This is a genomic window from Streptomyces sp. NPDC058295 (assembly GCF_042880655.1).
Taxonomy (GTDB): Bacteria; Actinomycetota; Actinomycetes; order Streptomycetales; family Streptomycetaceae; genus Streptomyces; species Streptomyces coriariae.
In genome coordinates, this window is sequence record NZ_JBHVYO010000032.1 from 77813 (window position 1) to 103864 (window position 26052).

Sequence of the window (26052 nt, forward strand, 5' to 3'; positions counted from 1 at the left end):
TTCCGTCGTCGAGCCGACGGCGATGGCCGTCCCTCACGGCGGAACACCTCTCATGAATCCCACGGAAGGTCCCAGGATGAGCGCGGCTGACCAGGCGGCGGCACCGGCCCCGACCCCAGCACTCCGGCTGAACATGCTCATCCCCGACCGGGCGCCGGTCCGGCCCCGGGCGGAGAGCCGGTTGCGTGCCCTGGACGGGCTGCGCCTGCTTGCGGCCCTGATGGTCTGCTTCTACCACTACGCCGGCAAGAACGGCGAGGTCGCTCAGTCCTGGCACCAGTCCCCCGGCCAGAAGTTCCCGACGCTGTCGCAGTTCGCCACCTACGGCAGCCTGGGCGTGCAGTTCTTCTTCCTGATCAGCGGGTTCGTGATCTGCATGAGCAGCTGGGGCCGGAGCATGGGGGACTTCTTCCGCTCCCGGGTCGCCCGGCTGTACCCGGCGTACTGGGCGGCGATCGTCCTGGTCACCGCCGCGGGCCTGATCCTGCCGGTGGTGGCCTCGCCGCTGCGCTCGGACGAGATCCTCACCAACCTCACCATGCTCCAGCAGCCGATGGGCGTGCCCCGGGTGCTGGGGGTGGACTGGACGCTCTGGGTGGAGGTGCGCTTCTACGCCCTCTTCGCGCTGTTCGTGGTCTGGCGGGGCGTCACCTACCGCAGGGTGGTGATGTTCTGCTGCCTGTGGACGCTGGCCGGCGTCTTCGCCCGGGTCGCCGACAACCCGCTCACCGACGAGCTGGTGATGCGTGACCACGCCCCGTACTTCATCGGCGGCCTGGCCTTCTACCTGATCCACCGCTTCGGCAACGACCTGCTGCTGTGGGGCATCGTCGGCTTCAGCTTCCTGCTCGGCCAGCGCTACTCGGTCACGGCCCTGTGGCACCCCGGCCCGCAGGGCCAGTTCCACCGCAGCCCGTACGTCATCGAGCTGATCGTCCTCGTCGCCTTCGTCGCCGTCGGCGCGGTGGCCCTGGGCTGGACGAGCCGGGCGAACTGGCGCTGGCTGACGGTGGCCGGGGCGCTGACGTACCCCTTCTACCTGATCCACGAGCACCTGGGCTGGTTCTTCATCCGGGTGCTGTACCGCGACTTCGGTCTGAGCCCGTACCTGACGATCGGCACGACCGTGCTGTCGATGCTGGGGATCGCCTGGCTTCTCCACCGGTTCGTGGAGAAGCCGATCGGGCCGCGGCTGAAGCGAGCGCTCGCCGCTCCGCGGAGGGCGCCGGAGTGATCCGCGGGCCCGGTGGGGGCTGATCGCGCAGTTCCCCGCGCCCCTTCGGGGCGCCGGTACCCGTGCCGGACGAGGGCGCGGCCCGAACCCTGGACAGGGTTCGGGCCGCGCCCTCGTCGTGCCGGGCGGCCTAGCCCTGACGCGTCGTCTGCCGCAGTCGGCGTACCGCGCGGCGGACCGCCGGGTGGCGGCGCAGTGCCTCGGCGCGGATCGGGCCGCCGCCGGGGAGGCGCAGGCTCGTGAGGCGCCGGCGCTTGAAGTAGCGCTGGTACGGGGACCCTTCGGCGAGGTTCGCGGAGAGCCAGCTGACCGCCTCGGCGCGCAGGCCGTGGTACTTGCGGGACTGCATGCAGTAGCCCACGGCCCGGATCAGCGGCGTCAGTTCCTCCGCCGCACCCGCGAGTTCGAGCGGGGCGCCGAGCTCCGCGTGCTCCGCGTCGGGCAGCGCCACGTCGATGATGGTCAGCGGGACGCGGTTGCTGTTCTCGTACGGTGTGATGCGTTCCAGGAGCAGCTCCGTGCCGACCCGGGCGACGGGAATGCCGTAGAAGGCGGCGGCGGTCATCAGTGCCGTGGAGAAGCACCCGATGACGAGCTCGGGCTTCAGGTAGGCGAAGACCGTCTCGGCGAGGATCGGTTCGTTCAGCACGGTGAGCCGTACGCCGAGTTCGCCGGCGGCCGCCTCCAGGGACTCGCTGTAGACGGCGGGCGCGCTCGGGTGCGGCTTGAACAGCACGTTCTCGTGACCCGCGCGGGCGGCGGCACGCAGCATGCGGACGTGCAGCCGCTCCTCCTCGTCCTGGGTGATCAGGTCGATCGCGGAGAGGTACTGGCCGAGGAGCACGGCGGTGGCGCGGTGGTCGGCCGGGAGCCGCTCGGCCAGGACGCCGGAGCCGGACTCGCCGATCTGCGCGAGGACGTCGACCATCGCCTCGCCCGGCACGGCCTCGGGCCGGACGCCGTACTCGGACAGGAGCATCGGCCGCAGTCCTGGCACCAGGTCGAGGTGGAGCACGCGGGTGATGCGGCTGCTCATACCGTGCGGGATGCGGTTGCGGGTCGGGCCGTAGCTCATCAGTCCGTCCGCGTACACGTGGATCGGGCTGTCCGCGAAGATGTCGGCGATCGCGCGGGACGGGTTGGCCTGGATGGACTCGCAGGCGATCTCGACCTCTTCCTCGCCCAGGTCCCAGGCGAGGCGTACGGCCTTCTCCCAGAGCCGGGTGTCCTGGGCGCGCGGCGACCAGCCGGCCGGGTGGTGCGGGGAGATGAACTCGTTCCAGGAGTACACCTGGTCGAACTCGGGGCGCAGCTTCTCGAAGCCTGCCATCCGGTCCAGCGGGGTGCCGACCTCCGGCGCGGCGGCGGTGTTGCTGACGACGAGGATGCGGCGGACGCCCTCGCGCGGGCCGAACAGACCGGCGCGGATCGCGGCGGTGACGGTCGCGGCCGCGTACTGGGTGGCCGAGCAGAATATCTGGATCACGCCGCCACACCCTTCATACCGCCGCGGACCCGGCGCAGCACCTGTACACGTTCCTCGCCCATCCCCACCACGGCCTCGCTCAGTTCCTCCTCGCTCATCCCGCCCAGCGCCCCGGCGGCCAGCCGCTTCAGCTTCGCGGCCACACTGCGCTCGAACCGGCGCCGGTCGATCAGCTGGTGGGCGATGACGACGCAGAAGTTGCGCAGCGCCTTCCCGCGCAGCCGGTCGGCCTCGGGGTCGTCGGCGAGTTCGGCGAGGACGAGGTCGAAGGAGCGGAAGAAGTCCAGCTGGCGCACGTCACCGATCTGGGTGAGCGAACTGGCGATGCCCCGGCGGTAGAAGACCCCGTGCAGGCTGGCGACGACGTAGGACTCCGCCCTGCGGTGGAGGTCCCAGATCCACGGCCGGTCCTCGGCGGTGCGCAGCCCGTCGTGGAAGCGGAGCATGCCCCGGTCCAGGAGACGGCGGTGGTAGACACCGGCCCAGGCGTACGGATAGTCGACCATCGTGGTGTCGTCGACGGGCAGGATCGAGGTGCGCGGGTCGAGCGGGGTGTGGCGGCGGCCCTCGGGCGCCCGGTGAACGGCCCGCTCGATGCCGGTGACCTGTACATGGTCCGTGCGTACGAAGTCGACGTCGAACCGCTCGACGACGTCCACCAGCTGGGCCAGATAGCCGGGCGCCAGCCAGTCGTCGCCGTCGAGGAAGGTGAGGTAGCGGCCTTCCGCGACGTCGATGCCGGTGTTGCGCGCGGTGGCCAGTCCGCCGTTCCGCTCGTGCCGGATCACCCGGCTGTTCCCGAGCCGCTCCGTCAGGGCGAGGAGCGCTTCGTAGGTCCTGTCCTTGGTGGATCTGTCCTCGACGAAGATGAACTCGAAGTCGTCCCGCGCATTGTTGACCAGACTGGTCACCGTCTCGGGTAGATATGACTCGATGTTGTAGCAGGGGACGACGACGGACAGGGTCGGTGTGTTGGCCACGTGTGCGCACCTGGATTCTCAGCGGAAAGTCAAGTGATCCTAAGAAAGTAGGATCAGCTTCCGCATGTCCCGTCGCCGACCCCCAGGTGAATTCGACGTGACATCCGGATCGGGTCGGGAAATGGCAGATGAAGAACGGGTGAGCCGACGCCTCCCCTTTTCATCACCCCGTATTCTCGCGGAATTCGATGCTACGTTCGCGCACGTGACCGACATATCCACCGCACCTCCACCCGCCGCGCAGCGCGGGCGGAGTCCGCACGGACCGGCATCGCGTCGGCTGCGCCTCGCCTCTCCCGCGGGGTGGACCACCGCCCTCACCACCGCCGCGCTGCTGATCTGGACGACCCTCACCGCCGGCGTCTTTCTCGACATCCGGTATGTGCTCGCCGCCCTGCGGACGACGGGGGCGAGCGGGCTCTCCCCGTCCGAGATATTCGCCCACCGGCCCTTCTTCTACCGCTGGTTGCTCCACGGCCTGGACTCCGTCACCGGCGGCTCGAACGCGGTGCGCGAGGCCCTCCTGCGGCTCATCGGCCTCGCCCTGTGCGGGGCGGCCGGTCTGCTGCTGCACCGGACCCTGCGCCGCCGTATGCCCGAGCGGGACGCGCTGCTCGTCTCGGGCCTGAGCGCCCTCACCCTGGCCTTCGCGCCCGTCATCGACTACTTGCAGCCGGAGTGGTTCGCGATCGTCTTCGCGACGCTCGCCGTCGCCGCCGCGCTGGGCGTCCGCGGCCGCTGGCAGGCCGCCGCGCTCGGCGCGCTGCCGCTCGGTCTCGCCGTGCTGATGAAGTTCTCCACCGCCGGCACCGCAGCGATGGCGCTCCTCGTGGTCTTCGCCGTGGACCGGGTACGGGGCCTGCTGCTCGCCGCCGCGACCGCCGTCGGCACCGGCCTGCTGTTCGCGGTCAGCGCCTGGTCGGGCTCGCGCGAGCTCCAGTGGCTGCGCGACATGCCGCACATCAACGCGCACGCGCTGGGCAAGGACCCGGTCGTCGTCTCGGACCTGCTGCTGCGGACCGCCGACTACCTGGGCGACCGGATCGCGGTGACGCCGGTGCTCGCGCTGCTGCCCGGCGCGCTGCTGCTGTTCGCCGCCACCCTCCCGTCACGCCGGCAGCGCGTCGAGGCCGTGCTCGTCACGCTGCTGCTTCTCGTCGTCGGTCTGGCCGTCGTGGTCTACCAGGGCAACTGGTTCGCCTACCACGGCGAGAGCCTGCCGGTGGTGGCCGCGGTCCTGACCGCTCTCGCGATCGGCCGCTGGTACGGCGCCCACGGCCGGCCTCCGCTGTGCCTCACCGTGCTCGCCCTTCTGTACGGCGCACTGGCCCCCCTGCTCACCCTCGTCCGCGCGGACGTGGACACGGACGTCGTCGCGTGGCTCGCCTCGGCGGCGGCGCTCCTCGCCGGGGTGGTGGACCTGCTCCTGGTGCGGGCACCGCGCCCGCGCACCCTTCGCGTTCCGGTCGCGCTGCCGGTCCTCGCGGTCGTCGTGTGCCTGGCCGCCACCGTGTGGCCCCTGTCCGGAGTCCGCGTGATCGAGGGGCGGATCGTCACGACCAACGCGGAGCTCAAGGAACAGGCGCGGTCGGCGGCAGCGGCGGCCGGGCAGGTGGACGCCGAACTCCCGGACGGCGTGCCCGTCCTGTACCTGACCTTCGGCCAGCAGGCCTACTACATCGGCCATCCGACCGCCTGCCGGTATCCCTTCCCCACCTTCTTCAACGTGCCCAAGCAGCTCACCGACGTGCCCTCGCTGGAGTCGACCCGGGAGAACGTGCGCTGCATCACGCAGGAGCACCCGGCCGCCTACGCCGTCTACCAGCCCAGCTGGCTGTCGCTGGGCATCATCGACCCGCGGATCGCCGCCGACATCCGCAGGGCGTACGAGTGCCCCAAGCCGGAGGGGCGGCAGCTCGTGGTGTGCACGGCGCGCCGCTGAGGCAGGTACGGCGCACAGGCACGGCCCCGGCGGCAACTCCCCGCCGGGGCCGTTCCTGTGTGCGGCGGGCCGGGTCAGGCGACGCCCGCGATGCGCGCCGCCTTGTGACCCAGCTCCACCGAGTAGCTCTGCCCGCGGTCCTGCGGGTAGATCTGCGCCATCGTCGCGAGGGTCACCCCGCCGAGATGGGTCTCGTGGCCGGGGATCAGCGCCTTGTACTCGGGCGTGACCACGGGCTGGGCGAAGGGCGCCCGCGAGAAGTGCCAGTCCTGGATCCAGGAGCGGTCGAACTCCGGGTTCACCCGCCTGAGCCACGGCAGGAACCGCTCCAGCAGCTCGGCCGGCTCGGTGGTGAAGCGCCAGTCGTCACGCTCGACGTAGTTGCCCACGTAGAGGATGTGACGGCCCCCGTACCGCGCCGGGTCGATCATCTGCGTGTGCTCGACGACCGCCAGGAAGGGGAAGTCGGGCTCGTTGATGTTGAGCCAGTAGTACGGGATGGCGCTGCGGTCCAGCTCCAGCACGAAGCAGGTCGCGCCCAGGTACTGGTTGCGCCAGACGGCGTCGTCGGCGGGCGCGTCGGCGGCCTTGGCGAAGGCGGGCTGCGGAGTGGTGACGATCAGCTGGTCGAAGGCGTACGAGGCGCCGTCGGCGGTGCGCACGGTGACCTGTCCGCCGCCGCCGTCCTGACGGATCGTCTCCATCCGCTTGCCGAACTCGACCTTGCCGCCGCGCTCGGCGATCCGGTCGGCCAGCGTCGTGTACACCCGCTCGAACCCGCCGTCCATATAGCCGAGTTCGAAGGTGCGGCAGTGGACCCGCGCCCACAGCCAGGCCATGGACACCTGCTCGGCGCGGTCGCCGAACTTCCCGCGCAGCAACGGCTCCCAGACGGCCTCGGTGGCCCGTCGCCCGGCCCACTTGCGCAGCCAGCTCAGGGCGGTGCGGTCGTTGAACTTCTCCCCGTCGCGCACGATCTTCAGCCACGCCGAGGACAGACCGAAGCGGACGCCGGCGGGCAGGCCGTACAGCGGGGAGGTCAGCATCTCCAGCGGTGTGCTGAACGGGTGGATCCGCCCGCCCCGGAACACACCGGTGGTGGTCTTGTGGAAGTGCAGGTCGCCGCCCAGGCCCAGCTCCTCGATGAGCTCGATCATCTGACGGTCGCTGCGGAAGATGTGGTGGTAGTAGCGCTCCAGCGGCACTCCCCCGACGGGGATGGACGCGGCGAGCCCGCCGAGTTCGTCGGCGGCCTCCAGGACGGTGACCGCGTGGCCCTGCTTGACCGCGTCGTACGCGGCGGTGAGGCCGGTCGCTCCCGCGCCGATGACGCCGAGGTTCATGCGAAACTCCACTTTCTGTTGAGCGCGAACTGGAAGACCAGCACCAGCGGCAGCGAGCCCGCCTTCACCAGGTTCGGATCGACGCCGAGCCCCCGGGAGAACACCGCGAGCAGGACGAACGTCAGGGCGATACCGGTCAGGCCGACGGCGTAGAAGCGCAGATAGCGCAGCAGCAGACGGTCGCGCTTGCCGAAGGTGAACAGGGCGTTCAGGACGAAGTTGTTGGTGATGCCGAGGCTGGTGGAGAGCACGTTGGCGACCTGCTCGTGCAGGCCGACCACGTTGTAGAGCAGCAGGAAGGCGCCCAGGTCGAGGAGGACGCCGCTGCCGCCGACCAGCGCGTAGGTGATCAGCTGCCGGAGGTCGCGGGTGCGGGTACCGGTGCCGGTGCCGGTGCCGGTGTCGGTGTCGGTGTCCGACGGGGTGTCACCGTCTGCCGGGGCGTCGGTGCCGGTACGGGCGCCCGCCTGCACCATGTCCTCAGTGGTCATGTCCGGTGCCGTCACCGCCGGCCTCCGCGTCGTGCGAGATGACCTGCCGCACGGTGTAGAGGGGCCGCCCCTGCACCTCGTTGTACGTCCGTCCGATGTAGCTGCCCAGCACGCCGAGCGACAGCATCTGCACACCGCCCATGAACAGCACGACGACCATCAGCATCGTCCAGCCGGAGACCGTGATCTCGGGCCGCAGCACCTTCATGCCGAGCGCGTAGCAGATGCCGACGAGGGAGAGCGCGAGCACCGCGAAACCCAGCTTGGTGATCATCCGCAGCGGTGCGGTGGAGAAGCCGGTCAGGCCGTCGATGGCGAGCCGCGCCATCTTGCGCAGCGGGTACTTGGTCTCGCCGGCGAACCGCTCGTCCCGGTCGAAGTGCACCTCGCTCTGCCGGAAGCCCATCGAGGCGACCATGCCGCGCACGAACCGGCTGCGCTCCCGGAAGCGCCGCAGCTCCTCGGCCGCGCGTCGGTCCATCAGCCGGAAGTCGCCGGTGTCCACCGGGATGTCCACCTCGGTGGAGGAGCGCAGCAGACGGTAGAAGGCGTGCGCGGTGGTCCGCTTGAAGAGCGTGTCCTGACGGCTGCGCCGACGGGCGTGCACGATCTCCGCGCCGTCCCGCCAGGCGTCGATCAGCTGGAGGCTGACCTTCGGCGGATCCTGGAGGTCGGTGTCCATGACGATCACGGCATCGCCGCGCGCCTCGTCGATACCGGCCGTGATGGCCATCTGGTGGCCGAAGTTGCGCGCGAAGTCGACGACCCGGACGCGCCGGTCGTTCTTCGCGATGTCTTCCAGGATGAGCGACGTGCCGTCGGCGGAGCCGTCGTCGATGTACACCAACTCGAAGGTGTACTCGGGGCGTTCGCGCAGTGCCGCCACGAGCTCCTCGTGGAAGTGGCGGATCCCGTCCTGTTCGTTGAAGACGGGCAGTACATAAGAGACGAGTGCGGCGCCACCCCGCTGACGAGGCACGCGGGACTCCTGCACCCGGCTGGATATGTCAGGCATTCGGCGAAACTAGGTGCGCGATGTGAACGCGATGAGAACGCGGTATGTGTGGTGCAATGCCGTGAATCGACAGACGGCTCCGGCCCGCGCCCCGGCCGGCCGTCGGTCCCGGCCTACCGCACGCCGTAGCGCGCGGCGATGCCGGCCACGATGATCTCCAGCCCTTCCCCGAACTGCCGGTCGTAGTCCTCGAAGATCTCCGCGCCCGCCTTCGCCGACAGCGGGAACTCGGCGAGCAGCCGGGCGCGTTCCGCCACGTCGAACCCCTCGCGCCGCTCGCCCGGACGCGGGTACACGCCCTGTTCCTCGGTGACGAACCCGATGGTGTACGCGTACGCGGTCGACGAGGCGCGCACGGCGTCGGCGAGGGTGAAGCCGGCGGCCGTGAACAGGCGCAGGTTCTGCTCCATCTGGACGGCGTGGTCGGTGCCGGTGAAGCGGGAGCCGCTGAAGACCCGCGCGCCGTCGCGGTGGGCGAGCAGCGCCGCGCGCAGCCCGTGATTGGCCTTGCGCGTCCGGTCCTGCCAGGTGTCGGCGGGGTCGAGTGCCGTGCCCGCGACCATCCGCCGGAACATCTCGGTCGCCATCTCGTCCAGCAGCGCCTGTTTGTCCTTGAAGTGCCAGTACAGGGCGGGCGCCTTGACGTCCAGCTCCCGGGCGATGGCACGCAGGGTCAGCCCGTCGAGACCCACCTCGTCGAGCAGCCTGAGCGCGGTGTCCGCCACCCGCTTGCGGTCGAGGGGGGCGCGTCGTTCGGTACTCACACTTGACAGCTTAACGCCGTTAAGGCCACTCTCATGGGCAACGGCACTTAACAGCGTTAAGGAGAGTTGTATGGCTATGGACGTGGACGTCCTGATCGTCGGCGCGGGCCCCACCGGCCTCGCCCTCGGCATCGACCTGGCCCGGCGCGGAGTGGACGCGCTGGTGGTGGAACGCGGCGAGACCCTCCCCCCCGGCTCCCGCGGCAAGGGCCTCCAGCCGCGCACGATGGAGGTCTACGAGGATCTCGGCGTCCTCGACGAGATCCTCGCCGCCGGTGGCGCGTACCCGGTGGGCATGGTCTGGACGGACGGCGAGCAGGCCGGCGAGCACGCGATGTTCGACCCGATGGAGGACGGCGAGGAGGGCTGCCGCTTCACCGTCCCCTGGATGGTCCCGCAGTGGCGCAACCAGGAGATCCTGCTGGCCCGGCTGACGGAACTGGGCGGGACCGTGGCCTTCGGCCGTGAGGTGGTACGGCTCGAGCAGGACACCGAGGGCGTGACGGCGCACTTCGCCGCCGGCGAGCCGGTCCGCGCCCGGTACGCCGTCGCCGCGGACGGCGGCCGCTCGGCGGTGCGCCGCGCGCTGGGCATCGAGATGAGGGGCGAGACGCTCGACCCGGACGCGGCCCTGGTGGCGGACGTGCGCATCCCCGACCTGGACCGGGCGTGGTGGCATCTGTTCCCGCCGAGCGGGCCGGAGGCGGGCTTCCTGGCGCTGTGCCCGCTGGCCGGGACGGACCAGTTCCAGCTGGTGGCGCGGCTCCCCGGCGGGACGGATCCGGATCTCTCCCTGGAGGGCGTCCGCAAGCTGGTCTCGGAGCGCACCCACCTCGCACCCGGCGCGGTGACGGAGCTCTTCTGGGCGTCCGACTTCCGCCCGCGCGCCGCCCTGGCCGGTCGCTTCCGCGAGGGACGGATCTTCCTGGCGGGCGACGCGGCGCACGTCCACTCCCCGGCCGGCGGCCAGGGCCTGAACACCAGCGTCCAGGACGCGTACAACCTGGGCTGGAAGCTGGGCGCGGTGCTGGGCGGCCTGGCGCCGCAAGCCCTGCTGGACACCTACGAGGAGGAGCGCCGCCCCGTCGCCGAGCATGTACTCGGCCTCTCCACCGCGATCCACCGCGACGAGGCGAGGCGGGGGGCGGCGACCCGCCAACTGGGCCTGAACTACCGGCACTCGTCACTGAGCGAGGAGACCCGGGAGAATCCCGGCCCGCTGTCCGCCGGCGACCGCGTCCCGGACCTGACGGTCGACGGCGTCCGCCTCTTCGACCGGCTCAGGGGCCCGGACTGGACCCTGCTGACCCTGGAGGACGGGGTGTTCCTGGTCCGCCCGGACGGCTACGTGGGCTGGGCGGGCGCCACGGAGGACGGCCTCGCGTCCTACCGCGCACGGGTCGGCCTCGGCTAGTCGTCGCCGTCGAGGAGGGTGTCGACGGAGAGTTCAAGAGCGACACCGACGGACTCGGGAACGGGGACGGCCTGGCCTCGCTGGTAGCGGACGGGGTCGGGGTATTTGCCGTCAGCCGGGGCCGTGTAGAGGAGGATTTCGTCGTGTTTGCGATCGACCACCACGTAGACGGGAATGCCGGCCTCGGCGTACACCTCCGGCTTGCTGAGCGTGTCGTCGGACCAGTTGGAGGAGGTCACCTCCAGCACCATGCGGAAGACGTGTGGGGCATAGCAGTTCTTCCGTACGAGCGCGTCACCGATGTCAGCCTCGACGATCGACAAATCCGGAATCGCATAGTCCGCCGGCCCGGACGGCAACCACAGGCCGATACCCGGACGAACCTTGAGACCGGCCTCCTTGGCCCCGGCCCGCCGGAACTCGTAGCCGACCTCGAACACCGTTCCCTGATGCGGCTCATCCGGCGGCGGTGACACGATGATGCTCCCTCGAATGATCTCCACGCGGTGTCCGGGCAGCCAGGTGGAGATACGGTCGGCGGCCTCAGCCATCGTCATCTCGCGCTCTATCACAGCCACGGCAACCTCCTTTCGGGAGCACTTTTCACGAGAGTAGCCGCGAACGGGCGATTTCCGCCCCCGATCACCCATTCGGAGGAATCGCCCAGCTCAGAACGCATCCGACGGCACGTACGTCCCCCAGACCCCCCGGAGGGCGTTGCACACCTCGCCCACCGTCGCCCGGGCCCGCAGCGCGTCCTTCATCGGGTACAGGACGTTGTCCTCACCCTCGGCGGCCTTCCTCAGGGCGTCCAGGGCCGCGTCCACCGCCGCCTGGTCCCGCCCCGCGCGCAGCTTCGCGAGGCGCTCGGCCTGCTGGGCCTCGATGGCCGGGTCGACGCGCAGCGGCTCGTAGGGCTCCTCCGTGTCGAGCTGGTAGCGGTTGACGCCGACCACGACCCGCTCGCCGGAGTCGGTCTCCTGGGCGATCCGGTAGGCGGAGCGCTCGATCTCGGACTTCTGGAAGCCGTGCTCGATGGCGGCGACGGCGCCGCCGAGGTCCTCGACCTTCTTCATCAGCTCGACGGCCGCCGCCTCGACGTCGTCGGTCATCTTCTCGACGACATAGGAGCCCGCGAAGGGGTCGACGGTCGCGGTCACGTCCGTCTCGTAGGCCAGCACCTGCTGGGTGCGCAGGGCGAGGCGGGCGCTCTTGTCCGTGGGCAGCGCGATCGCCTCGTCGAAGGAGTTCGTGTGCAGGGACTGGGTGCCGCCGAGGACCGCGGCCAGACCCTGGACCGCGACCCGGACCAGGTTCACCTCCGGCTGCTGGGCCGTCAGCTGGACGCCGGCCGTCTGCGTGTGGAAGCGGAGCATCAGCGACTTGGGGTTCTGCGCGCCGAACTCCTCGCGCATCACCCGCGCCCAGATCCGGCGCGCGGCACGGAACTTCGCGACCTCTTCGAGGATCGTCGTCCGGGCCACGAAGAAGAAGGACAGGCGGGGCGCGAAGTCGTCCACGTCCATGCCGGCCGCGACGGCCGTACGGACGTACTCGATGCCGTCGGCCAGGGTGAAGGCGATCTCCTGCGCCGGGGACGCGCCCGCCTCCGCCATGTGGTAGCCGGAGATCGAGATCGTGTTCCACTTCGGGATCTCGGCCTTGCAGTACTTGAAGATGTCGGCGATCAGCCGGAGCGAGGGCTTCGGCGGGAAGATGTACGTGCCCCGCGCGATGTACTCCTTCAGCACGTCGTTCTGGATCGTGCCCGTGAGCTTGTCGGCCGGGACGCCCTGCTCCTCGCCGACCAGCTGGTACATGAGCAGCAGCAGGGCCGCGGGGGCGTTGATCGTCATCGACGTGGACACCTTGTCCAGCGGGATCCCGCCGAACAGCACCCGCATGTCCTCGACCGAGTCGATGGCCACGCCCACCTTGCCGACCTCGCCGCTCGCGATCGGGGCGTCCGAGTCGTGGCCCATCTGGGTGGGCAGGTCGAAGGCGACCGACAGGCCCATCGTGCCGTTGGCGATCAGCTGCTGGTAGCGGGCGTTGGACTCCACCGCCGTGCCGAAGCCCGCGTACTGGCGCATGGTCCAGGGGCGGCCGGTGTACATCGACGGGTAGACGCCCCGGGTGAAGGGGTACTCGCCCGGTTCGCCCAGCTGCCGGGCCGGGTCCCAGCCCGCCAGGTCCTCCGGCCCGTACACCGGCTCGATGGGCAGTCCGGACTCCGACTCACGCGCCATGGGTGTGATGCCTCCCGCTGAGCATTCCCGCTGCTTCGATTCCCGCTGCTTCGACCACTCGGGTCACCTGTCGGTCACCTGCCGAACGTACCGCCGGTTACCCGTCAGTACGGAGCGGCCGTCCGACGGACTGTATCGGCGCGCGCACACCCGGCGCAGAGGACCACGCTGGGACCTTCCTCACAGACTGTTCGCGGTGCCGGTCACCACAATGCCGCTCCGTTCGCGAGGCGTCATCCCGGGGGAACATCTCAGGCATGCGGATGCGGAGATCGATCGCCGTCCTGGCCGGCACGGCGGCTCTGGTGACGGTGTGCGGGTGCAGTGTGCAGGGCCCGGACGCGGACGGGGAGGCGCGCTCGCCCGTGCCTTCCGGCGTCGGCCGGACGGCCTCGCCGTCGCCGCCGGCCCGGACCACCACCGACGACAGGCCGAGCGCCCCGGCCACCGGCGCCCGGCCGCCCGCGGTCCTGTGGTCGCGCGGCGACCAGGGACGCGACGTCCGCGAGCTCCAGGCCCGGCTGCGTCAGATCGCCTGGCTGTTCGAGGGGCCCACGGGCACGTACGGCGGGGTCACCGAGGAGGCCGTGAAGGGTTTCCAGGGCAAGCGCGGGCTGCCGGTGACGGGGCGGACGGACACCGTCACCTGGCAGCGGCTGCTGGGGATGACCCATGAACCCGGGGAGTGGGAGCTGTATCTGATGGGCGGCCAGCCGGCCGCCGCGCCCGATCCCCGCTGCCTGTCCGGGCGGGTGCTGTGCATCGACAAGACGACCAGGACCCTGCGCTGGATGGTCGACGGCCGGACCCTGACGACGATGTCGGTCCGCTTCGGCTCGCAGTACACGCCCACCCGGGAGGGTGTGTTCCACGTCTACTGGAAGTCCCGCGACCATGTGTCCACGCTCTACCACTCACCGATGCCGTACGCGATGTTCTTCAGCGGCGGGCAGGCGGTGCACTACTCGTCCGACTTCGCCGCCCGCGGCTACGCGGGGGCCTCGCACGGATGCGTCAACGTGCGGGACGAGACGGCGATCGCGAGTCTGTTCGCGCAGGTCAGGAACGGCGACAAGGTCGTCGTGTCCTGGTGAGCGCGGTGCCGCGCGAGAGAGGTGAGGTGTTTGGGGCGCGAGCGGGACCGGGGGAACGTGTCCCGCCCGCGCCGAGCGCACGAGCCGGAAGTACGGGGGGAACCCCGGCTCTGTGCAAGGGCCGATGACCAGTCGGCTCACTTCTTACTGCGCTCCGGCCGCCGAAAACGTCACACCCCTGGCGAAGAAACTTCGGCGATCCGCGAAACCGCAGGTCAGCGGTGGTGAGAAGACGAGCTTCCGCCGGACTGGCCGGCGCCGGAACCGCCGGAGCCGCCCCGGCCACGGCCGTCACCGCCACCGTCACTGCCGTGGCCGCCGTCGTGCCCCTCGCCACGGCCACCGTGGCCACGACCCCGGTCACGGTCACGGTCACCGTCACGATCTCGATCACGGCCCCCGTCGCCGTCGCCGTCGTCGTCGGAGCCGCCCTTGTCGCCCGAACCGGACCTGTCGCCCGTGGCGCCGCCGCGGCCGCCGCGGTCGCTCTGGTTCTTTCCGGTGTCCCGGCCGGTGGTGCCGTTCGGAGTGCGGTCGTCGCCTCGGGAGTTTCCGGCGGCGGTGCCGTCGAGGACGCCCGCGCAGTAGTTCGGCACGCGTTCCGGGCCGCCCGCGAGGTGCTCCAGGGTCTGGCGGCGCTCGGTGTCCAGGGTGCGGCCGGCGCTCAGGTCGAGGCAGGACGAGGCCACGCCGGTCGGCCAGGAGCCGCCGGGGTCCGGGGTGGCCGAGGGGGCGCCGTCCGATGTCCCGTTCCCGGTGTCCTCGCGGCCGGTGGCGCCCGTACCGTCCGGTGTCGCCGGGTCCTCGTCGCTGCCCGAGGCCTCCGGCGCGGGCGGTACGAGCGCGCGCTCGTCCGGGGGCACGGGGGCCGAGACGGATGCCACGGGACGGGCGGGTTCGGCGCCGTCGAACGGGGTCGGCAGGACACCGGTCCCGGCCGCGATCCCGCCCACCATCCCGGCGGCGAGGGCGGCGGCCAGCCCGAGCCGTACGGGTCGGCTCCACCGGGCCGGACGCCCGGTTTCCGCAACGCGCCCGCCGATGCGCACCAGTCCCGCGTCGGCGGTGTCCGTGACCCGGAGCCGACCGGTGGCGGCGGACGTCGTCCCGGCGTCGGGGCCGGCGCGACCCGTCGCGAGGCCGGCGGGACCGGCCCGTCCCGCGAGGTCGGCGCGGTCCGCGTGGACCTTGCGGAAGGCGGCCAGGGCCGCGGCCTCACCGGGCAGTTCCTCGTCGGCGGGCAGGGGCTCGGCGGCCAGCGCGGCGAGCGCGGCGAGGGTCCGGGCGAGCCGCTCGGCCTCTTCCCGGGCCACGGCATCGACAGCGTCGACAGCGTTGTCCGGTGACTCACCGCGCAGCAGACGCTCCGCCGTTTCGCGATCGAGCCACCTGTCCTGCTTGTCGGCCATCACATGTCCTTCTGCGTCCGCGCGCGCGTATGCGTCACACCGGCGGACGTCACCGCGCGTGGGCGCGGTTCTCGCTGGGAGGGCAGTGCGTCGAGCGCGCCGGCCGTCTCCGGGTCCTCGCCGAGCAGTTCGGCGAGCTTCTTCAGACCGCGGTGGGCGGCCGTACGCACGGCACCGGGGCGTTTGCCGAGCGTCTCGGCGGCCGTCTTGGCGTCCAGGCCCATGACGACCCGCAGCACGACGGCCTCTGCCTGGTCCTGCGGCAGCCGGGCTATGAGGCCCAGGGTGCGGCCGGTGGCCAGCGCCTCCATGGCCTCGCCCGCGGTGTCGGACTCGGCGGGCCGGCCGGTCAGTTCGGTCTCGTCGGCGACCGTCGCGGGGCGCCGGCCGCGCATGCGTATGTGGTCCAGGGCGCGGTTGCGGGCGATCCGGGCGGCCCAGCCGCGGAAGCGGTCCGCGTCGCCGCTGAACCGCTCCAGGTCCCGGGCTATCTGGAGCCAGGCCTCGGAGGACACGTCCTCGGCGTCGAGGTCGCCGACGAGCGTGCGTACGTACCCGAGCAGCCGCGGGTGCACCGTGCGGTACACAGTCCGGAACGCGGTCTCGTCCCCGTTCTGTGCCGCGAGCACCGCGGCTGTCAGCTCCGCGTCGTCCCCCACGTCGTGGTTCCTCGGTCGATGGTGCGCGGTTTTCTGGACCGCTGGTCGTTGCGGTGGTCTGCCGCTTGGCCGTCCGGCGCGAAAGGCACGTTACGACCTGAAACCGCCGCACGTCCATGTCCGTAGAACATGCAACTAACTCGTGACGCGAGCGGGCGCGCGCGGGGTGTGACAGAAAACGCACTCATGGCGCTGTAGGGAGTACGGGCCGCCGCGCGGCCCGTGCCGCGCGACGGCCGGGGCCTCTCCTGTGGGGGGTGGCGGCCTCGGCCGTTGCTTTGGCGGCAACCGGTTACCGGCCCTCGGCCCCGCTCCTGGTGGCTTTGGTGGCCTTGGCACTCTGCCCGGCCCCGGGCGTCTTCCCGGCCTTCGGGGCAGGCTCGGCCTGCTGTGTCTTCCCGGCCCCGGCCTCCGGAGTCTTGTCCGCCTTCGGGCTCTTGCCGGACTTCGCCCCGCCCCCGGCCGATCCCGATTCCGCTGCCGATTTCGATGCCGATTTCGATGCCGTGGCTGCCGCTGTCGCCGCCTCGCAGTAGGCCACGACGTTCTCCGCGCCGCCCGCCGCCGTCACGAGTCGCTGCCAGGCGGTGGAGTCCGTCGCCTTGCCGCGCCCGAGGACCTTCTCGTAGGCACGGCAGTGCGCGTCGGTGTCCTCGGCGCTCAGGGGACGGTCCCGGTCGGCGGCGGGCGGCCGGGGGCGCGCGGAAACGGTGTCGGCGGACCGGGCCCCGGAGGCGCCTGGCAGGGTTGCCGCCGGTTCGGGGCGGCCCGCGCCGGCGGCGACGCCGTTCGTGGAGGATCCGACGGCGGCGAACGCGACCCCGCCCAGGGTGAGTCCGGCGACCAGCACGGAGAGCGTGGCCCGCAGCGAGCGGGCCGTGTGCCGCCGGGCCCTGGGCCGCCAGTCGTCCCGGCGTCGGGTACGGGCCCTGTGCGCACCCGCGTCCCGGGCGGCCCGAAATGCGGCGACGGCCCGCCGCTCGCCGTCACCGGGCCCGCGCACGCCCTCAGCGCGCGGGGCCTGCGAAGGCAGGGCCTGAGGAGACGGTGCCTGAGGAGACGGTGCCTGAGGAGACGGTGCCTGAGCGGTCAGGGCCTGGACGAGCAGCGCCTCCAGCGGGGGTGTCGCCGTCCCTGGTGTGTCGGTGGTGGCTTCGTCGTCGGCGGCGTCCACGGGGTGTGCGCGCCGACGGCTGTGGCCCGCGCCGTCGTTCAGCCGTTCACCCATGTCCGTTTCCGCCTCTGTCCCGTCCGTCCGATCAGGCCGTTCGACCTGGTGGCCGGGCCCGCCACCGATCCATACGGTCCGCGGCCCGCACCGTTCATGTCGACTCCCCCAGCGTTCGGGGGCCGCCATCCGTCACACCTTCGCCCGCGCCCGCGGCACCGAGCTGCTGGGCCAGCCGTTTGAGACCCCGGTGCGCGGCCGTACGGACGGCGCCGGGGCGCTTGCCGAGGACGCGGGCCGCGGCGGGCCCGTCCAACCCGACGACCACCCGCAGCAGCACCGCCTCGGCCTGATCGCGCGGCAGCCCGCGGACCAGTTCGAGGGCGTGCTCGGTGGAGAGCGACTCCAGCGCCTCGTCGTGTGTGCTGTGCGGGCCGGCCAGGTCGACGACGACGTCCTGGTCCAGCACCGCCGACCGGGGCCGGACCCGCAGTCGGCGCAGATGGTCGAGGGCCCGGTGCCGGGCGATGGTCGCGGTCCAGCCGCGGAACCCGGCGCCGTCGCCCTTGAACCGCCCCAGGTCCCGGGCGATCTCCAGCCAGGCGTCGGAGGCCACGTCCTCGGCGTCGTCGCCGACGATCCCGCGCAGGTAGCCGAGCAGTCCGGGCTGCACGATCCGGTACGCCACGGCGAACGCGGCCTCGTCGCCGTCCTGGGCCCGTGTCACGGCCGCGCCCAGTTCCCCGTCGTACGCCTGCGCGCGCCGGGATTCCCCTCCCTGGCCCAAGACTGTCCTCGTTCGTGCGGAGTTCGTTCCGGCGCGCGACTCCCCCGCCGGACCCCTGGTCCGAACACGGCCACGCCCTCACGGTCATTCAGCGCCGGGCCGCGCAGAAGTGTCACAGGGGACGAATGCGCCACCGGGCCCGCCCGGCGCGGTCTCGCTCAGGCCGCGGCCAGTTCGCACCACACGAACTTGCCCCGGCGCGGGTGGTCCCGTGTCCAAACTGGACACGGTGGTGCGCGACGGACCCAGCGGTCCCGTGTTCATCGACACCGAGGCCCAACTCGGCCGCTACCGAACGCTCTTTCGCAGGGTAGAGGCAGTGTCACTCGAGCCCGAGTGTTCGCGTGACTTCATCCACCGGTTGGCGAAGGAGCTGTAACGCATTGACCTGGAAGAAGTCTTCCTACTCCGGCGGCGGCCAGGGCGATGCCTGCGTCGAAGTCGCCCACCATCACCCTCACCTAGCGATCCGTGACTCCAAGGCCCCCGACCGAGCCACCCTCACCTTCCCCGCAGACACATTCGTCGCGTTCCTCGACGGGCTCAAGGAGCGCTGAGCGGGCGGGGTGCGGCTAGCGCCGCCCCCGCATCGCGTCCCTGCACAGCAACCGCAAGGACCCGTGGCCGCCGAAGCAGCGGCGGGACTCGTCGAGGGGTTCCCAGAGGCGGCCGTCGGGGGTGCGGACCCAGTGGTCGCCGGCGGAGCCCCACCACTCGCCGCCGGTCTGCCGGACGATCACCTCGCCGGCGTAGGCGCCGAGCCCGCGCAGCACGTTCGCCACGGCGGTGTACGGCGAGCCCTCGCGCCGCAGCTCCTCGATCAGGCGGTCGACACGCCACAGGCTCTGCGCGGAGTGGTCGAGATGGGGCCGGATGCCGTCGGGCGCTGCGGCCACCGCCTCCGCCGCCCACCGCACGGGCTTCGCGGCGGCGGAGGGCCGGTCGGGCCGTTCGCTCCGCTCGTTCCGGTCGCTCCGGTCGCTCCGGTCGGTCCGGTCGGTCCGGTCGGTCTGGTCGGTCGTCCTGCGCGTCACATCAGGAAAAGCGAGGTCGGCGCGGGTTGTGTCACTCATATTCGGGGCCGTTCCGAGACCGGTGCAGGACCGCCCCACATTCCCCGCATCGCGCTCACTTACGTCCACGGGCCCGCCGCGAGACCACCGCGCGCAGCACCCGGCGGCCCTCCGTGGACACCTCGAGCGCCCGGCGCAGTCCGCCCGCGCCATGACCGGCGAGCACCTCCAGGACGGTGACCTGGCGGCGCAGCTCGGCGGCGACGAGGGGGGACATGCCCTCCGTACGGCCTTCCCGGCGGGAGTCGACCGGGGAGGCGTCCTCGGCCGGGTCGAGGAGGCGGTGGATCTGCAGCGAGGCGACGGAGCAGGCGTCGGCCCAGAGCCGCACCTCGGCCGCGGAACGGTCGTCGGGTGCGGCGGCCAGCATCCGCCGGGCCAGGAGCTCGGCCTCGTCGCCCTCCTCCGCGGCCGACGCCAGCTTGCCGCGCGCCTGTTCCAGCAGCTCGCCCCAGTCGGCGGCGTCGGAGTCCTCCGTGAGGGCGCCCCACAGCGGCCGCAGGCTCTCGTCGTCACCCCCGAGCAGGGGTATGCACCGATCCAAACAAGCCAGCCCACTGGCGGCCAGTCCGCGTTCGTCGGCCTGAGCGATCAGTTCCACCAGGCTCATCCACGCCTCCTCGCCAGGGCACCGACCTTACGGAGCCCGCACTTCCCCTTACTGCGTGCGACGGGCCAGGAGTGTCACAGGCGGGCCTTTTCAGCCAACGAGAAGGGGAGGGGAGGCCGCGCCCGGCCCTCCCCCGAGCCGGCCGCGCGGCAGCGCGCGGAACGTACGGTTCACCGACGCCCTGTGTCCGGCGGAAATCAACCGAGCCTGTTCGCCAGGGCCGTGAACTGCGTCCAGGTCAGCGGGGGTGTCCCGGCGTCCCACAGCTTCTGCGAGGTGGCCCGCAGCGGCATCCGGATCCCGGCCGCGATCTGGTCCTGGGTCTGCGAGTTCGCGAGGTCGCACCACACCGAGAAGGAACCGCCGAGGATCTGGGCGTCGTACTTCGCGGGGACCGGCGTCGTGCCGCGCAGCACCCGCGGGGTCCACTGCTCGTAGATCCGCTTCCCGGTCGGGTAGACGAAGTCGTTCGGTTCGCCGAGGACGTAGTACAGGTACTCGTCGTTGTAGTTGAGCATCTTGAGCCCGGCGCTCAGGTATTCCACCGGCGGCCGCGCGCCGATCTCCTTGCCGGTCCAGTAGGCGACCACCAGGTCGGAGGCCGGCTTGACCGAGGTGCCGCGGAAGAAGCCGTCGTTCCACACCCGCATGGTGCGGTCGTGGGCGCGGACGGTGTCGGCACGGTCGTTGAGCCAGCCGGTGGTGAGGTCGGCGACGCCCGCGCCGGAGCCGTACCGGGCCGTCGCGGCGGCGGCCAGCTGCGGGTAGGAGGCGGCCGGGCTGGAGACCGTCAGGGCCTGGTACTCGTCGCCGCCGAGGTGCCAGTAGGCGCCGGGGAAGACGTCGGCGTACTCGTCCAGCAGGTCGTCGAGGAGGTCCGCGGACTCGTCCTTGGAGATGTCGATCGCCCCGCGGGTCGCCACCCCGCTCGCGTTGCGCAGCTGGAGCTCGGGGTGGGCCGCGAGGACGGCGCCCAGGTGTCCGGGTGAGTCGATCTCGGGCACGACGGTGATGTGCCGGCTCGCCGCGAGGTCGACGATCTTCTTCACCTCGGCCTTGGTGAGGTGCTGGGCGGAGACGATCTCCGGGTGGCTGTCGGACTCGATCCGGAAGGCCTGGTCGTCGGAGAAGTGCAGGCCGAGCTGGTTGTACTTCAGGTCGCCGAGCTCGCGCACCCGGTCCTCGATCCAGCCGGCGGTGAAGTGCTTGCGCGCGATGTCCAGCGTGAACCCGCGCTGCGGCTTGGCCGGCTGGTCCCGGACGACGCCCTCCGGCGCCGTGCCGCCGGCGTGCACCTCCTGCTTGAGCGTGCGGGTGCCGTAGAAGACGCCCGCGTCGGAGGGCGCGCTGATGGTGACCCGCCCGCCGCGCACGGTCATGGTGTACGACTCCGGGTTCGCGCCCTCGTCGTCGTTGAGCGCCAGCCGCAGGTCCCCGGCGCGCACGTCGTCCTTCTCCCCGGCGTACGTCAGCCCCAGCTCGCCGGCGACCAGCCGCCCCTCGTCGGCGAGCCCGGCGTCGCTCACCACCAGCCGGCGGGTGGACTGCGGCTTCCACCCGGGGCCGCGCGCCGGGGTGTGGGCGCTGACGGCGGGGATGGTGCGGGGGGTGGTGGAGAGGGCGTAGGAGCGGGTGGGCGTCGGGGTCGCTGCCTGCGCGGCGGCGGCGCCGGTGTCGCCCGCGCCGGGCGTCCTCGCGGCGGCCTGCCGGGAGGCGGCCGATCCGGCCGGTGTCGTGCCGTCGTCGTCCGACGAGGCCCACACGCCGAGCCCGACGCCGAGCGCGGCGACCAGCCCGCCCGCCATCACTGCTCGCGCCGCGACCTGCTGGTGCGGCTTCCTCTGCGGCGCTCGGCGCCGATGCCTGTGCCTGCTCACTCCGCCCACCGTACGACTCCCGGCCGCCCGAAGCGCGTCGAACCAGGCGTGACGGAGTCCACGACACGTTTCGAAACTCTCTCGTTCGGGTGAAATTCAGGCATCGGTCAGACACGTCCTGACCGCTCTCGATAACGTGTCGACACACCTTTCACTGCATCCCCTTCCACATCACACGTGACGCGAGGATCCACGCTGCCTGCGCACCGTCTTTCCCCTCTCTCCGGCTGCCTCGCCATACCGGCGCAGACCCGGACCTCACCCGTACGTCCGCTGGACGGTTTCAACACCGCCCCCGCCGACGAGGCGCACCGCACCCTCCTCGCCTGTCTCCGCAGCCTCCGCTGGGCCCGTCGTATCGCCGACCACCGCCCGTATCCGACGCTCGACGCCCTGCTGGCCGCCTCCGACGAGGCCGCGTACGACCTGAGCCCGGCCGATCTGGCGGAGGCCCTGGCGGCGGAGTCCCTGCCCGGCCTGCCCGCGGACGCGTACGGAGCGGCGCACATGGCGCTGGACGCGGCCCACGCGGCCTACGAGGCCCGATTCGGACACGCGTTCGCCATCTGCCTCGACGGTGTTCCCCAGGAGGAGTCCCTGGACCACGTCCTGGAGGGCATCCGGTCACGATTGACAAACGATCCCGAGGACGAGCGGGTGGTGGCGGCGGAGGAGCTCCGGAGGCTGGCGAGGCAACGGCTGGCACGGCTCGCCTGAGGTGCGCGGGGCGGTGACCCGGGCGGCTCCGCCGCGGGGCGCGGCCGACCGGCACGGGTCCACTTCCGGACCCAAACAGGACACTCCACCCCAGATGCCGCAACGCTCACCCATCTGCGTGCCACTTTGATCACACAGGTAGGCCCGACGTAAGCCGAGCGCCAGCGCCTCGCTACGATGCTGGGGGCCGGTGGACCGTACCCGGCCGGGCCCGTCCGACACCCCAAGCCGGCAGGCCCCAATCCCCGCTCCCGGAGGGTTCTTCCGTGCCGGCTGGAACGCTGTACCGCGGCCGGGAAGGAATGTGGTCCTGGGTGGCTCATCGAGTCACCGGCGTCCTCATCTTCTTCTTCCTGTTCGTTCACGTGCTGGACACCGCCCTCGTGCGTGTCTCCCCCGAGGACTACGACAAGGTCGTAGCCACCTACAAGACGCCGGTCGTGGCGCTGCTGGAGTACGGCCTCGTGGCCGCCATCCTCTTCCACGCGCTCAACGGCCTGCGCGTCATCGCCGTCGACTTCTGGTCGAAGGGCCCGCGCTACCAGAAGCAGATGCTCTGGAGTGTCGTGGGCCTGTGGCTGCTGCTGATGCTCGGGGCGATCTACCCCGTGCTCGGCCACGCCGCTCGTGAACTGTTCGGGAGCTGAGACCGATGGCCACCACTGAAACCACCGCGGCCGGGATCGGCCCCGTCGAGGGCGGCTCCGTCTACGACGTGGACAACCCCGCGCCCTTCATCGAGCCCCCGCGTCAGCGCACCAAGAAGACGCCCCGGTCCACCCGGGGCAACTTCGAGATGGGCGCCTGGCTGTTCATGCGCCTGTCCGGCGTCGTACTGGTCGTCCTGGTCCTGGGTCACCTGCTGATCCAGCTCGTCCTGGACGGCGGTGTCTCCAAGATCGGCTTCGCCTTCGTGGCCGGCCGCTGGGCCTCCCCGTTCTGGCAGGTCTGGGACCTGCTGATGCTGTGGCTCGCCATGCTGCACGGGACGAACGGCCTGCGCACGGTCATCAACGACTACGCGGAGCGCGCGAACACCCGGCTGTGGCTGAAGGGCCTGCTCTACACCGCCGCGGTGTTCACCATCCTGCTGGGCACGCTGGTGATCTTCACCTTCGACCCGAACATCCGCTAGGCGCACGGGACCGAGGGACTGAGAGAAACACTCATGAAGATCCACAAGTACGACACCGTCATCGTCGGCGCCGGCGGCGCCGGTATGCGCGCCGCGATCGAGTCGACGAAGCGCAGCCGCACCGCCGTGCTGACCAAGCTCTACCCCACCCGCTCCCACACGGGCGCCGCGCAGGGCGGCATGGCCGCCGCGCTGGCCAACGTGGAGGAGGACAACTGGGAGTGGCACACCTTCGACACGGTCAAGGGCGGTGACTACCTGGTCGACCAGGACGCCGCCGAGATCCTGGCGAAGGAGGCCATCGACTCCGTCCTCGACCTGGAGAAGATGGGCCTGCCGTTCAACCGGACGCCCGACGGCACGATCGACCAGCGCCGCTTCGGCGGTCACAGCCGCAACCACGGCGAGGCCCCGGTCCGCCGGTCCTGCTACGCGGCCGACCGCACCGGTCACATGATCCTCCAGACGCTGTACCAGAACTGCGTGAAGGAGGGCGTGGAGTTCTACAACGAGTTCTACGTCCTCGACCAGCTGATCACCGAGGTCGACGGTGTGAAGCGGTCCTCGGGTGTGGTCGCGTACGAGCTGGCGACCGGCGAGATCCACGTCTTCCAGGCGAAGGCCGTGATCTACGCCTCCGGCGGCACCGGCAAGTTCTTCAAGGTGACCTCGAACGCGCACACGCTGACGGGTGACGGCCAGGCGGCCGTGTACCGGCGCGGGCTGCCGCTGGAGGACATGGAGTTCTTCCAGTTCCACCCGACCGGCATCTGGCGCATGGGCATCCTGCTGACGGAGGGCGCCCGCGGTGAGGGCGGCATCCTCCGCAACAAGGACGGCGAGCGCTTCATGGAGAAGTACGCGCCGGTCATGAAGGACCTGGCGTCGCGTGACGTCGTGTCCCGCTCGATCTACACGGAGATCCGGGAAGGCCGCGGCTGCGGCCCCGAGGGCGACCACGTCTATCTGGACCTCACCCACCTCCCGCCGGAGCAGCTGGACGCGAAGCTCCCGGACATCACGGAGTTCGCGCGCACGTACCTCGGCATCGAGCCGTACACGGACCCGATCCCGATCCAGCCCACCGCGCACTACGCGATGGGCGGCATCCCGACGAACGTCCAGGGCGAGGTCCTGCTCGACAACACGACGGTCGTCCCGGGCCTGTACGCGGCCGGCGAGGTCGCCTGTGTGTCGGTGCACGGCGCGAACCGTCTGGGCACCAACTCGCTGCTGGACATCAACGTGTTCGGCAAGCGGGCGGGCATCGCCGCCGCCGAGTACTCGCAGAAGGCGGAGTACGTCGAGCTGCCGGAGGACCCCGCGCGGCAGGTGATCGACCAGGTGGAGCACCTGCGCGCGTCCACCGGCACCGAGCGGGTGGCGGAACTGCGCCGTGAGCTCCAGGAGACCATGGACGCCAACGTCATGGTGTTCCGCACCGAGCAGACGATCAAGACGGCGGTGGAGAAGCTCGCCGAGCTGCGCGAGCGCTACCGGAACATCTCGATCCAGGACAAGGGCCGACGGTTCAACACGGACCTGCTGGAGGCCATCGAGCTGGGCAACCTGCTCGACCTGGCCGAGGTCATGGCGGTGTCGGCGCTGGCCCGCAAGGAGTCCCGCGGCGGTCACTACCGCGAGGACTACCCGAACCGCGACGACGTCAACTTCATGCGCCACACCATGGCGTACCGCGAGGTCGGCGACGACGGCACCGAGTCCATCCGTCTCGACTACAAGCCGGTCGTCCAGACCCGCTACCAGCCGATGGAGCGTAAGTACTGATGGCAACTCCCGTTCTGGACAAGGTCGAGGCGGAGTCCGCGGCCTCTCCGTACATCACGGTCACCTTCCGGGTCCGCCGGTTCAACCCGGAGATCTCGGCGGAGGCCGTCTGGCAGGACTTCACGCTGGAGATCGACCCGAAGGAGCGCGTCCTCGACGGTCTCCACAAGATCAAGTGGGACGTCGACGGCACGCTGACCTTCCGGCGCTCCTGCGCCCACGGCATCTGCGGTTCGGACGCGATGCGGATCAACGGCAAGAACCGCCTCGCGTGCAAGACGCTGATCAAGGACATCAACCCCGAGAAGCCGATCACGGTCGAGCCCATAAAGGGCCTGACGGTCCTGAAGGACCTGGTCGTCGACATGGAGCCGTTCTTCCAGGCGTACCGGGACGTCATGCCCTTCCTCATCACGAAGGACACGAACGAGCCCACGCGCGAGCGCTTCCAGACCGCCGAGGACCGCGAGCGGTTCGACGACACGACGAAGTGCATCCTGTGCGCGGCCTGCACGTCGTCCTGCCCGGTGTTCTGGAACGACGGCCAGTACTTCGGTCCGGCCGCGATCGTGAACGCCCACCGCTTCATCTTCGACTCGCGCGACGAGGCGGGTGAGCAGCGCCTGGAGATCCTGAACGACAAGGACGGCGTCTGGCGCTGCCGTACGACGTTCAACTGCACGGACGCCTGCCCGCGTGGCATCGAGGTCACGAAGGCGATCCAGGAGGTGAAGCGAGCGCTGATCACGCGCCGCTTCTGAGTCTCCCGGCTCGCTGAGCCCGGCAACACGGCGAGGGCCCCGCTCCTTGAAGGAGC

At 71.1% G+C, this 26052-nt stretch carries 25 protein-coding genes and 1 pseudogene; 11 read left to right on the forward strand and 15 right to left on the reverse strand.

Features of this window, described 5'->3' with window-relative positions:
* Positions 1-76 precede the first annotated feature (76 nt).
* Entirely contained in the window at positions 77-1234 is a 1158-nt protein-coding gene (locus ACFVYS_RS29660; protein WP_389506941.1) for an acyltransferase family protein, read from the forward strand.
* Between the two features lie 130 nt (positions 1235-1364).
* Here the strand turns inward: ACFVYS_RS29660 and ACFVYS_RS29665 are convergent, their stop codons facing one another.
* Positions 1365-2720: a polysialyltransferase family glycosyltransferase gene (locus tag ACFVYS_RS29665; protein WP_389506943.1), complete on the reverse strand. Its 1356-nt coding sequence runs from the start codon at positions 2718-2720 to the stop codon at positions 1365-1367.
* Positions 2717-3700 (reverse strand): glycosyltransferase family 2 protein, encoded by a 984-nt coding sequence (locus ACFVYS_RS29670; RefSeq protein ID WP_389506945.1) that lies wholly within the window; start codon positions 3698-3700, stop codon positions 2717-2719. The genes ACFVYS_RS29665 and ACFVYS_RS29670 overlap by 4 nt, the downstream gene beginning before the upstream one ends.
* 205 nt (positions 3701-3905) lie before the next feature.
* Here ACFVYS_RS29670 and ACFVYS_RS29675 point away from each other — a divergent pair, with 205 nt between their 5' ends.
* On the forward strand, positions 3906-5642 hold the full coding sequence (locus tag ACFVYS_RS29675; protein ID WP_389506947.1) for a hypothetical protein: 1737 nt from the start codon (positions 3906-3908) through the stop codon (positions 5640-5642).
* A gap of 74 nt (positions 5643-5716) precedes the next feature.
* On the opposite strand, the gene ACFVYS_RS29680 is transcribed toward ACFVYS_RS29675, so the two are convergent.
* From ACFVYS_RS29680 to ACFVYS_RS29695, 4 genes are all read right to left on the reverse strand, one after another.
* Positions 5717-6985: an NAD(P)/FAD-dependent oxidoreductase gene (locus tag ACFVYS_RS29680; RefSeq protein WP_389506949.1), complete on the reverse strand. Its 1269-nt coding sequence runs from the start codon at positions 6983-6985 to the stop codon at positions 5717-5719.
* Positions 6982-7476, reverse strand: coding sequence for a GtrA family protein (locus ACFVYS_RS29685; protein WP_389506951.1), 495 nt, complete (start codon positions 7474-7476; stop codon positions 6982-6984). Before ACFVYS_RS29685 ends, ACFVYS_RS29680 begins: the two co-directional genes overlap by 4 nt.
* Complete coding sequence (locus tag ACFVYS_RS29690) at positions 7466-8491, reverse strand: glycosyltransferase family 2 protein (RefSeq protein WP_389506953.1); 1026 nt, start codon at positions 8489-8491, stop codon at positions 7466-7468. The genes ACFVYS_RS29685 and ACFVYS_RS29690 overlap by 11 nt, the downstream gene beginning before the upstream one ends.
* Positions 8492-8604: 113 nt before the next feature.
* Positions 8605-9255 (reverse strand): TetR/AcrR family transcriptional regulator C-terminal domain-containing protein, encoded by a 651-nt coding sequence (locus ACFVYS_RS29695; protein ID WP_389506955.1) that lies wholly within the window; start codon positions 9253-9255, stop codon positions 8605-8607.
* A gap of 76 nt (positions 9256-9331) precedes the next feature.
* On the opposite strand from ACFVYS_RS29695, the gene ACFVYS_RS29700 reads away from it, so the two are divergent.
* Positions 9332-10669 carry an FAD-dependent monooxygenase gene (locus ACFVYS_RS29700; RefSeq protein WP_389506990.1) on the forward strand — a complete coding sequence of 446 codons (1338 nt, stop codon included), beginning with the start codon at positions 9332-9334 and terminating at the stop codon, positions 10667-10669.
* Here the strand turns inward: ACFVYS_RS29700 and ACFVYS_RS29705 are convergent.
* Both ACFVYS_RS29705 and ACFVYS_RS29710 read right to left on the reverse strand, forming a co-directional pair.
* Positions 10666-11241 (reverse strand): Uma2 family endonuclease, encoded by a 576-nt coding sequence (locus ACFVYS_RS29705; protein ID WP_389506956.1) that lies wholly within the window; start codon positions 11239-11241, stop codon positions 10666-10668. The genes ACFVYS_RS29700 and ACFVYS_RS29705 overlap by 4 nt on opposite strands.
* A gap of 96 nt (positions 11242-11337) precedes the next feature.
* Positions 11338-12918 (reverse strand): methylmalonyl-CoA mutase, encoded by a 1581-nt coding sequence (locus tag ACFVYS_RS29710; protein ID WP_389506958.1) that lies wholly within the window; start codon positions 12916-12918, stop codon positions 11338-11340.
* A 263-nt stretch (positions 12919-13181) separates the two neighbouring features.
* On the opposite strand from ACFVYS_RS29710, the gene ACFVYS_RS29715 reads away from it, so the two are divergent.
* Complete coding sequence (locus tag ACFVYS_RS29715; RefSeq protein WP_389506992.1) at positions 13182-14012, forward strand: L,D-transpeptidase family protein; 831 nt, start codon at positions 13182-13184, stop codon at positions 14010-14012.
* Between the two features lie 215 nt (positions 14013-14227).
* Here the strand turns inward: ACFVYS_RS29715 and ACFVYS_RS29720 are convergent, their stop codons facing one another.
* The 4 genes from ACFVYS_RS29720 to ACFVYS_RS29735 all read right to left on the reverse strand — a co-directional run bounded on the left by ACFVYS_RS29720 (position 14228) and on the right by ACFVYS_RS29735 (position 18035).
* Positions 14228-15421 carry a hypothetical protein gene (locus ACFVYS_RS29720; RefSeq protein ID WP_389506960.1) on the reverse strand — a complete coding sequence of 398 codons (1194 nt, stop codon included), beginning with the start codon at positions 15419-15421 and terminating at the stop codon, positions 14228-14230.
* A complete protein-coding gene (locus ACFVYS_RS29725; protein ID WP_389506962.1) occupies positions 15421-16080 on the reverse strand; it encodes an RNA polymerase sigma factor in 660 nt (219 codons plus the stop codon). Before ACFVYS_RS29725 ends, ACFVYS_RS29720 begins: the two co-directional genes overlap by 1 nt.
* A gap of 292 nt (positions 16081-16372) precedes the next feature.
* The gene (locus ACFVYS_RS29730; RefSeq protein WP_389506964.1) at positions 16373-17308 is read right to left on the reverse strand and encodes a hypothetical protein; all 936 of its coding nucleotides are present in this window, start codon (positions 17306-17308) and stop codon (positions 16373-16375) included.
* Positions 17309-17402: 94 nt separating this feature from the next.
* Positions 17403-18035 carry an RNA polymerase sigma factor gene (locus tag ACFVYS_RS29735; RefSeq protein ID WP_389506966.1) on the reverse strand — a complete coding sequence of 211 codons (633 nt, stop codon included), beginning with the start codon at positions 18033-18035 and terminating at the stop codon, positions 17403-17405.
* A gap of 199 nt (positions 18036-18234) precedes the next feature.
* Here ACFVYS_RS29735 and ACFVYS_RS29740 point away from each other — a divergent pair.
* Positions 18235-18414, forward strand: a pseudogene (locus ACFVYS_RS29740) (Scr1 family TA system antitoxin-like transcriptional regulator); the annotation flags it as partial.
* Positions 18415-18418: 4 nt separating this feature from the next.
* A complete protein-coding gene (locus ACFVYS_RS29745; protein WP_389506968.1) occupies positions 18419-18592 on the forward strand; it encodes a DUF397 domain-containing protein in 174 nt (57 codons plus the stop codon).
* A 15-nt stretch (positions 18593-18607) separates the two neighbouring features.
* Here ACFVYS_RS29745 and ACFVYS_RS29750 read toward each other — a convergent pair whose 3' ends face one another.
* From ACFVYS_RS29750 to ACFVYS_RS29760, 3 genes are all read right to left on the reverse strand, one after another.
* Positions 18608-19069: a hypothetical protein gene (locus ACFVYS_RS29750; RefSeq protein WP_389506994.1), complete on the reverse strand. Its 462-nt coding sequence runs from the start codon at positions 19067-19069 to the stop codon at positions 18608-18610.
* Positions 19070-19163: 94 nt separating this feature from the next.
* Positions 19164-19718: a hypothetical protein gene (locus ACFVYS_RS29755; protein WP_389506970.1), complete on the reverse strand. Its 555-nt coding sequence runs from the start codon at positions 19716-19718 to the stop codon at positions 19164-19166.
* 197 nt (positions 19719-19915) lie between these two features.
* On the reverse strand, positions 19916-21523 hold the full coding sequence (locus ACFVYS_RS29760; protein ID WP_389506996.1) for a glycoside hydrolase family 20 protein: 1608 nt from the start codon (positions 21521-21523) through the stop codon (positions 19916-19918).
* Positions 21524-21772: 249 nt separating this feature from the next.
* Between ACFVYS_RS29760 and ACFVYS_RS29765 the strand changes: the two genes are divergently transcribed.
* From ACFVYS_RS29765 to ACFVYS_RS29785, 5 genes are all read left to right on the forward strand, one after another.
* The gene (locus tag ACFVYS_RS29765) at positions 21773-22312 is read left to right on the forward strand and encodes a 2-oxo-4-hydroxy-4-carboxy-5-ureidoimidazoline decarboxylase (protein WP_389506972.1); all 540 of its coding nucleotides are present in this window, start codon (positions 21773-21775) and stop codon (positions 22310-22312) included.
* 266 nt (positions 22313-22578) lie between these two features.
* Positions 22579-22959 carry a succinate dehydrogenase, cytochrome b556 subunit gene (sdhC, locus tag ACFVYS_RS29770; RefSeq protein WP_078615861.1) on the forward strand — a complete coding sequence of 127 codons (381 nt, stop codon included), beginning with the start codon at positions 22579-22581 and terminating at the stop codon, positions 22957-22959.
* A gap of 5 nt (positions 22960-22964) precedes the next feature.
* The gene (locus ACFVYS_RS29775) at positions 22965-23447 is read left to right on the forward strand and encodes a succinate dehydrogenase hydrophobic membrane anchor subunit (RefSeq protein WP_362268608.1); all 483 of its coding nucleotides are present in this window, start codon (positions 22965-22967) and stop codon (positions 23445-23447) included.
* Between the two features lie 33 nt (positions 23448-23480).
* Positions 23481-25235 carry a succinate dehydrogenase flavoprotein subunit gene (gene sdhA / locus ACFVYS_RS29780; protein ID WP_389506975.1) on the forward strand — a complete coding sequence of 585 codons (1755 nt, stop codon included), beginning with the start codon at positions 23481-23483 and terminating at the stop codon, positions 25233-25235.
* Positions 25235-25996 (forward strand): succinate dehydrogenase iron-sulfur subunit, encoded by a 762-nt coding sequence (locus tag ACFVYS_RS29785; protein ID WP_362517532.1) that lies wholly within the window; start codon positions 25235-25237, stop codon positions 25994-25996. Before sdhA ends, ACFVYS_RS29785 begins: the two co-directional genes overlap by 1 nt.
* Positions 25997-26052 lie beyond the last annotated feature (56 nt).

Coding starts and splice junctions, on each gene's coding strand:
- ACFVYS_RS29660 (WP_389506941.1), top strand. CDS start 77: ATGAGCGCGGCTGACCAGGCGGCGGCACCGGCCCCGACCCCAGCACTC.
- ACFVYS_RS29680 (WP_389506949.1), bottom strand. CDS start 6,985: ATGAACCTCGGCGTCATCGGCGCGGGAGCGACCGGCCTCACCGCCGCG.
- ACFVYS_RS29685 (WP_389506951.1), bottom strand. CDS start 7,476: ATGACCACTGAGGACATGGTGCAGGCGGGCGCCCGTACCGGCACCGAC.
- ACFVYS_RS29690 (WP_389506953.1), bottom strand. CDS start 8,491: ATGCCTGACATATCCAGCCGGGTGCAGGAGTCCCGCGTGCCTCGTCAG.
- ACFVYS_RS29700 (WP_389506990.1), top strand. CDS start 9,332: ATGGACGTGGACGTCCTGATCGTCGGCGCGGGCCCCACCGGCCTCGCC.
- ACFVYS_RS29710 (WP_389506958.1), bottom strand. CDS start 12,918: ATGGCGCGTGAGTCGGAGTCCGGACTGCCCATCGAGCCGGTGTACGGG.
- ACFVYS_RS29715 (WP_389506992.1), top strand. CDS start 13,182: ATGCGGAGATCGATCGCCGTCCTGGCCGGCACGGCGGCTCTGGTGACG.
- ACFVYS_RS29720 (WP_389506960.1), bottom strand. CDS start 15,421: ATGGCCGACAAGCAGGACAGGTGGCTCGATCGCGAAACGGCGGAGCGT.
- ACFVYS_RS29730 (WP_389506964.1), bottom strand. CDS start 17,308: ATGGGTGAACGGCTGAACGACGGCGCGGGCCACAGCCGTCGGCGCGCA.
- ACFVYS_RS29755 (WP_389506970.1), bottom strand. CDS start 19,718: ATGAGCCTGGTGGAACTGATCGCTCAGGCCGACGAACGCGGACTGGCC.
- ACFVYS_RS29760 (WP_389506996.1), bottom strand. CDS start 21,523: ATGGCGGGCGGGCTGGTCGCCGCGCTCGGCGTCGGGCTCGGCGTGTGG.
- ACFVYS_RS29775 (WP_362268608.1), top strand. CDS start 22,965: ATGGCCACCACTGAAACCACCGCGGCCGGGATCGGCCCCGTCGAGGGC.
- sdhA (WP_389506975.1), top strand. CDS start 23,481: ATGAAGATCCACAAGTACGACACCGTCATCGTCGGCGCCGGCGGCGCC.
- ACFVYS_RS29785 (WP_362517532.1), top strand. CDS start 25,235: ATGGCAACTCCCGTTCTGGACAAGGTCGAGGCGGAGTCCGCGGCCTCT.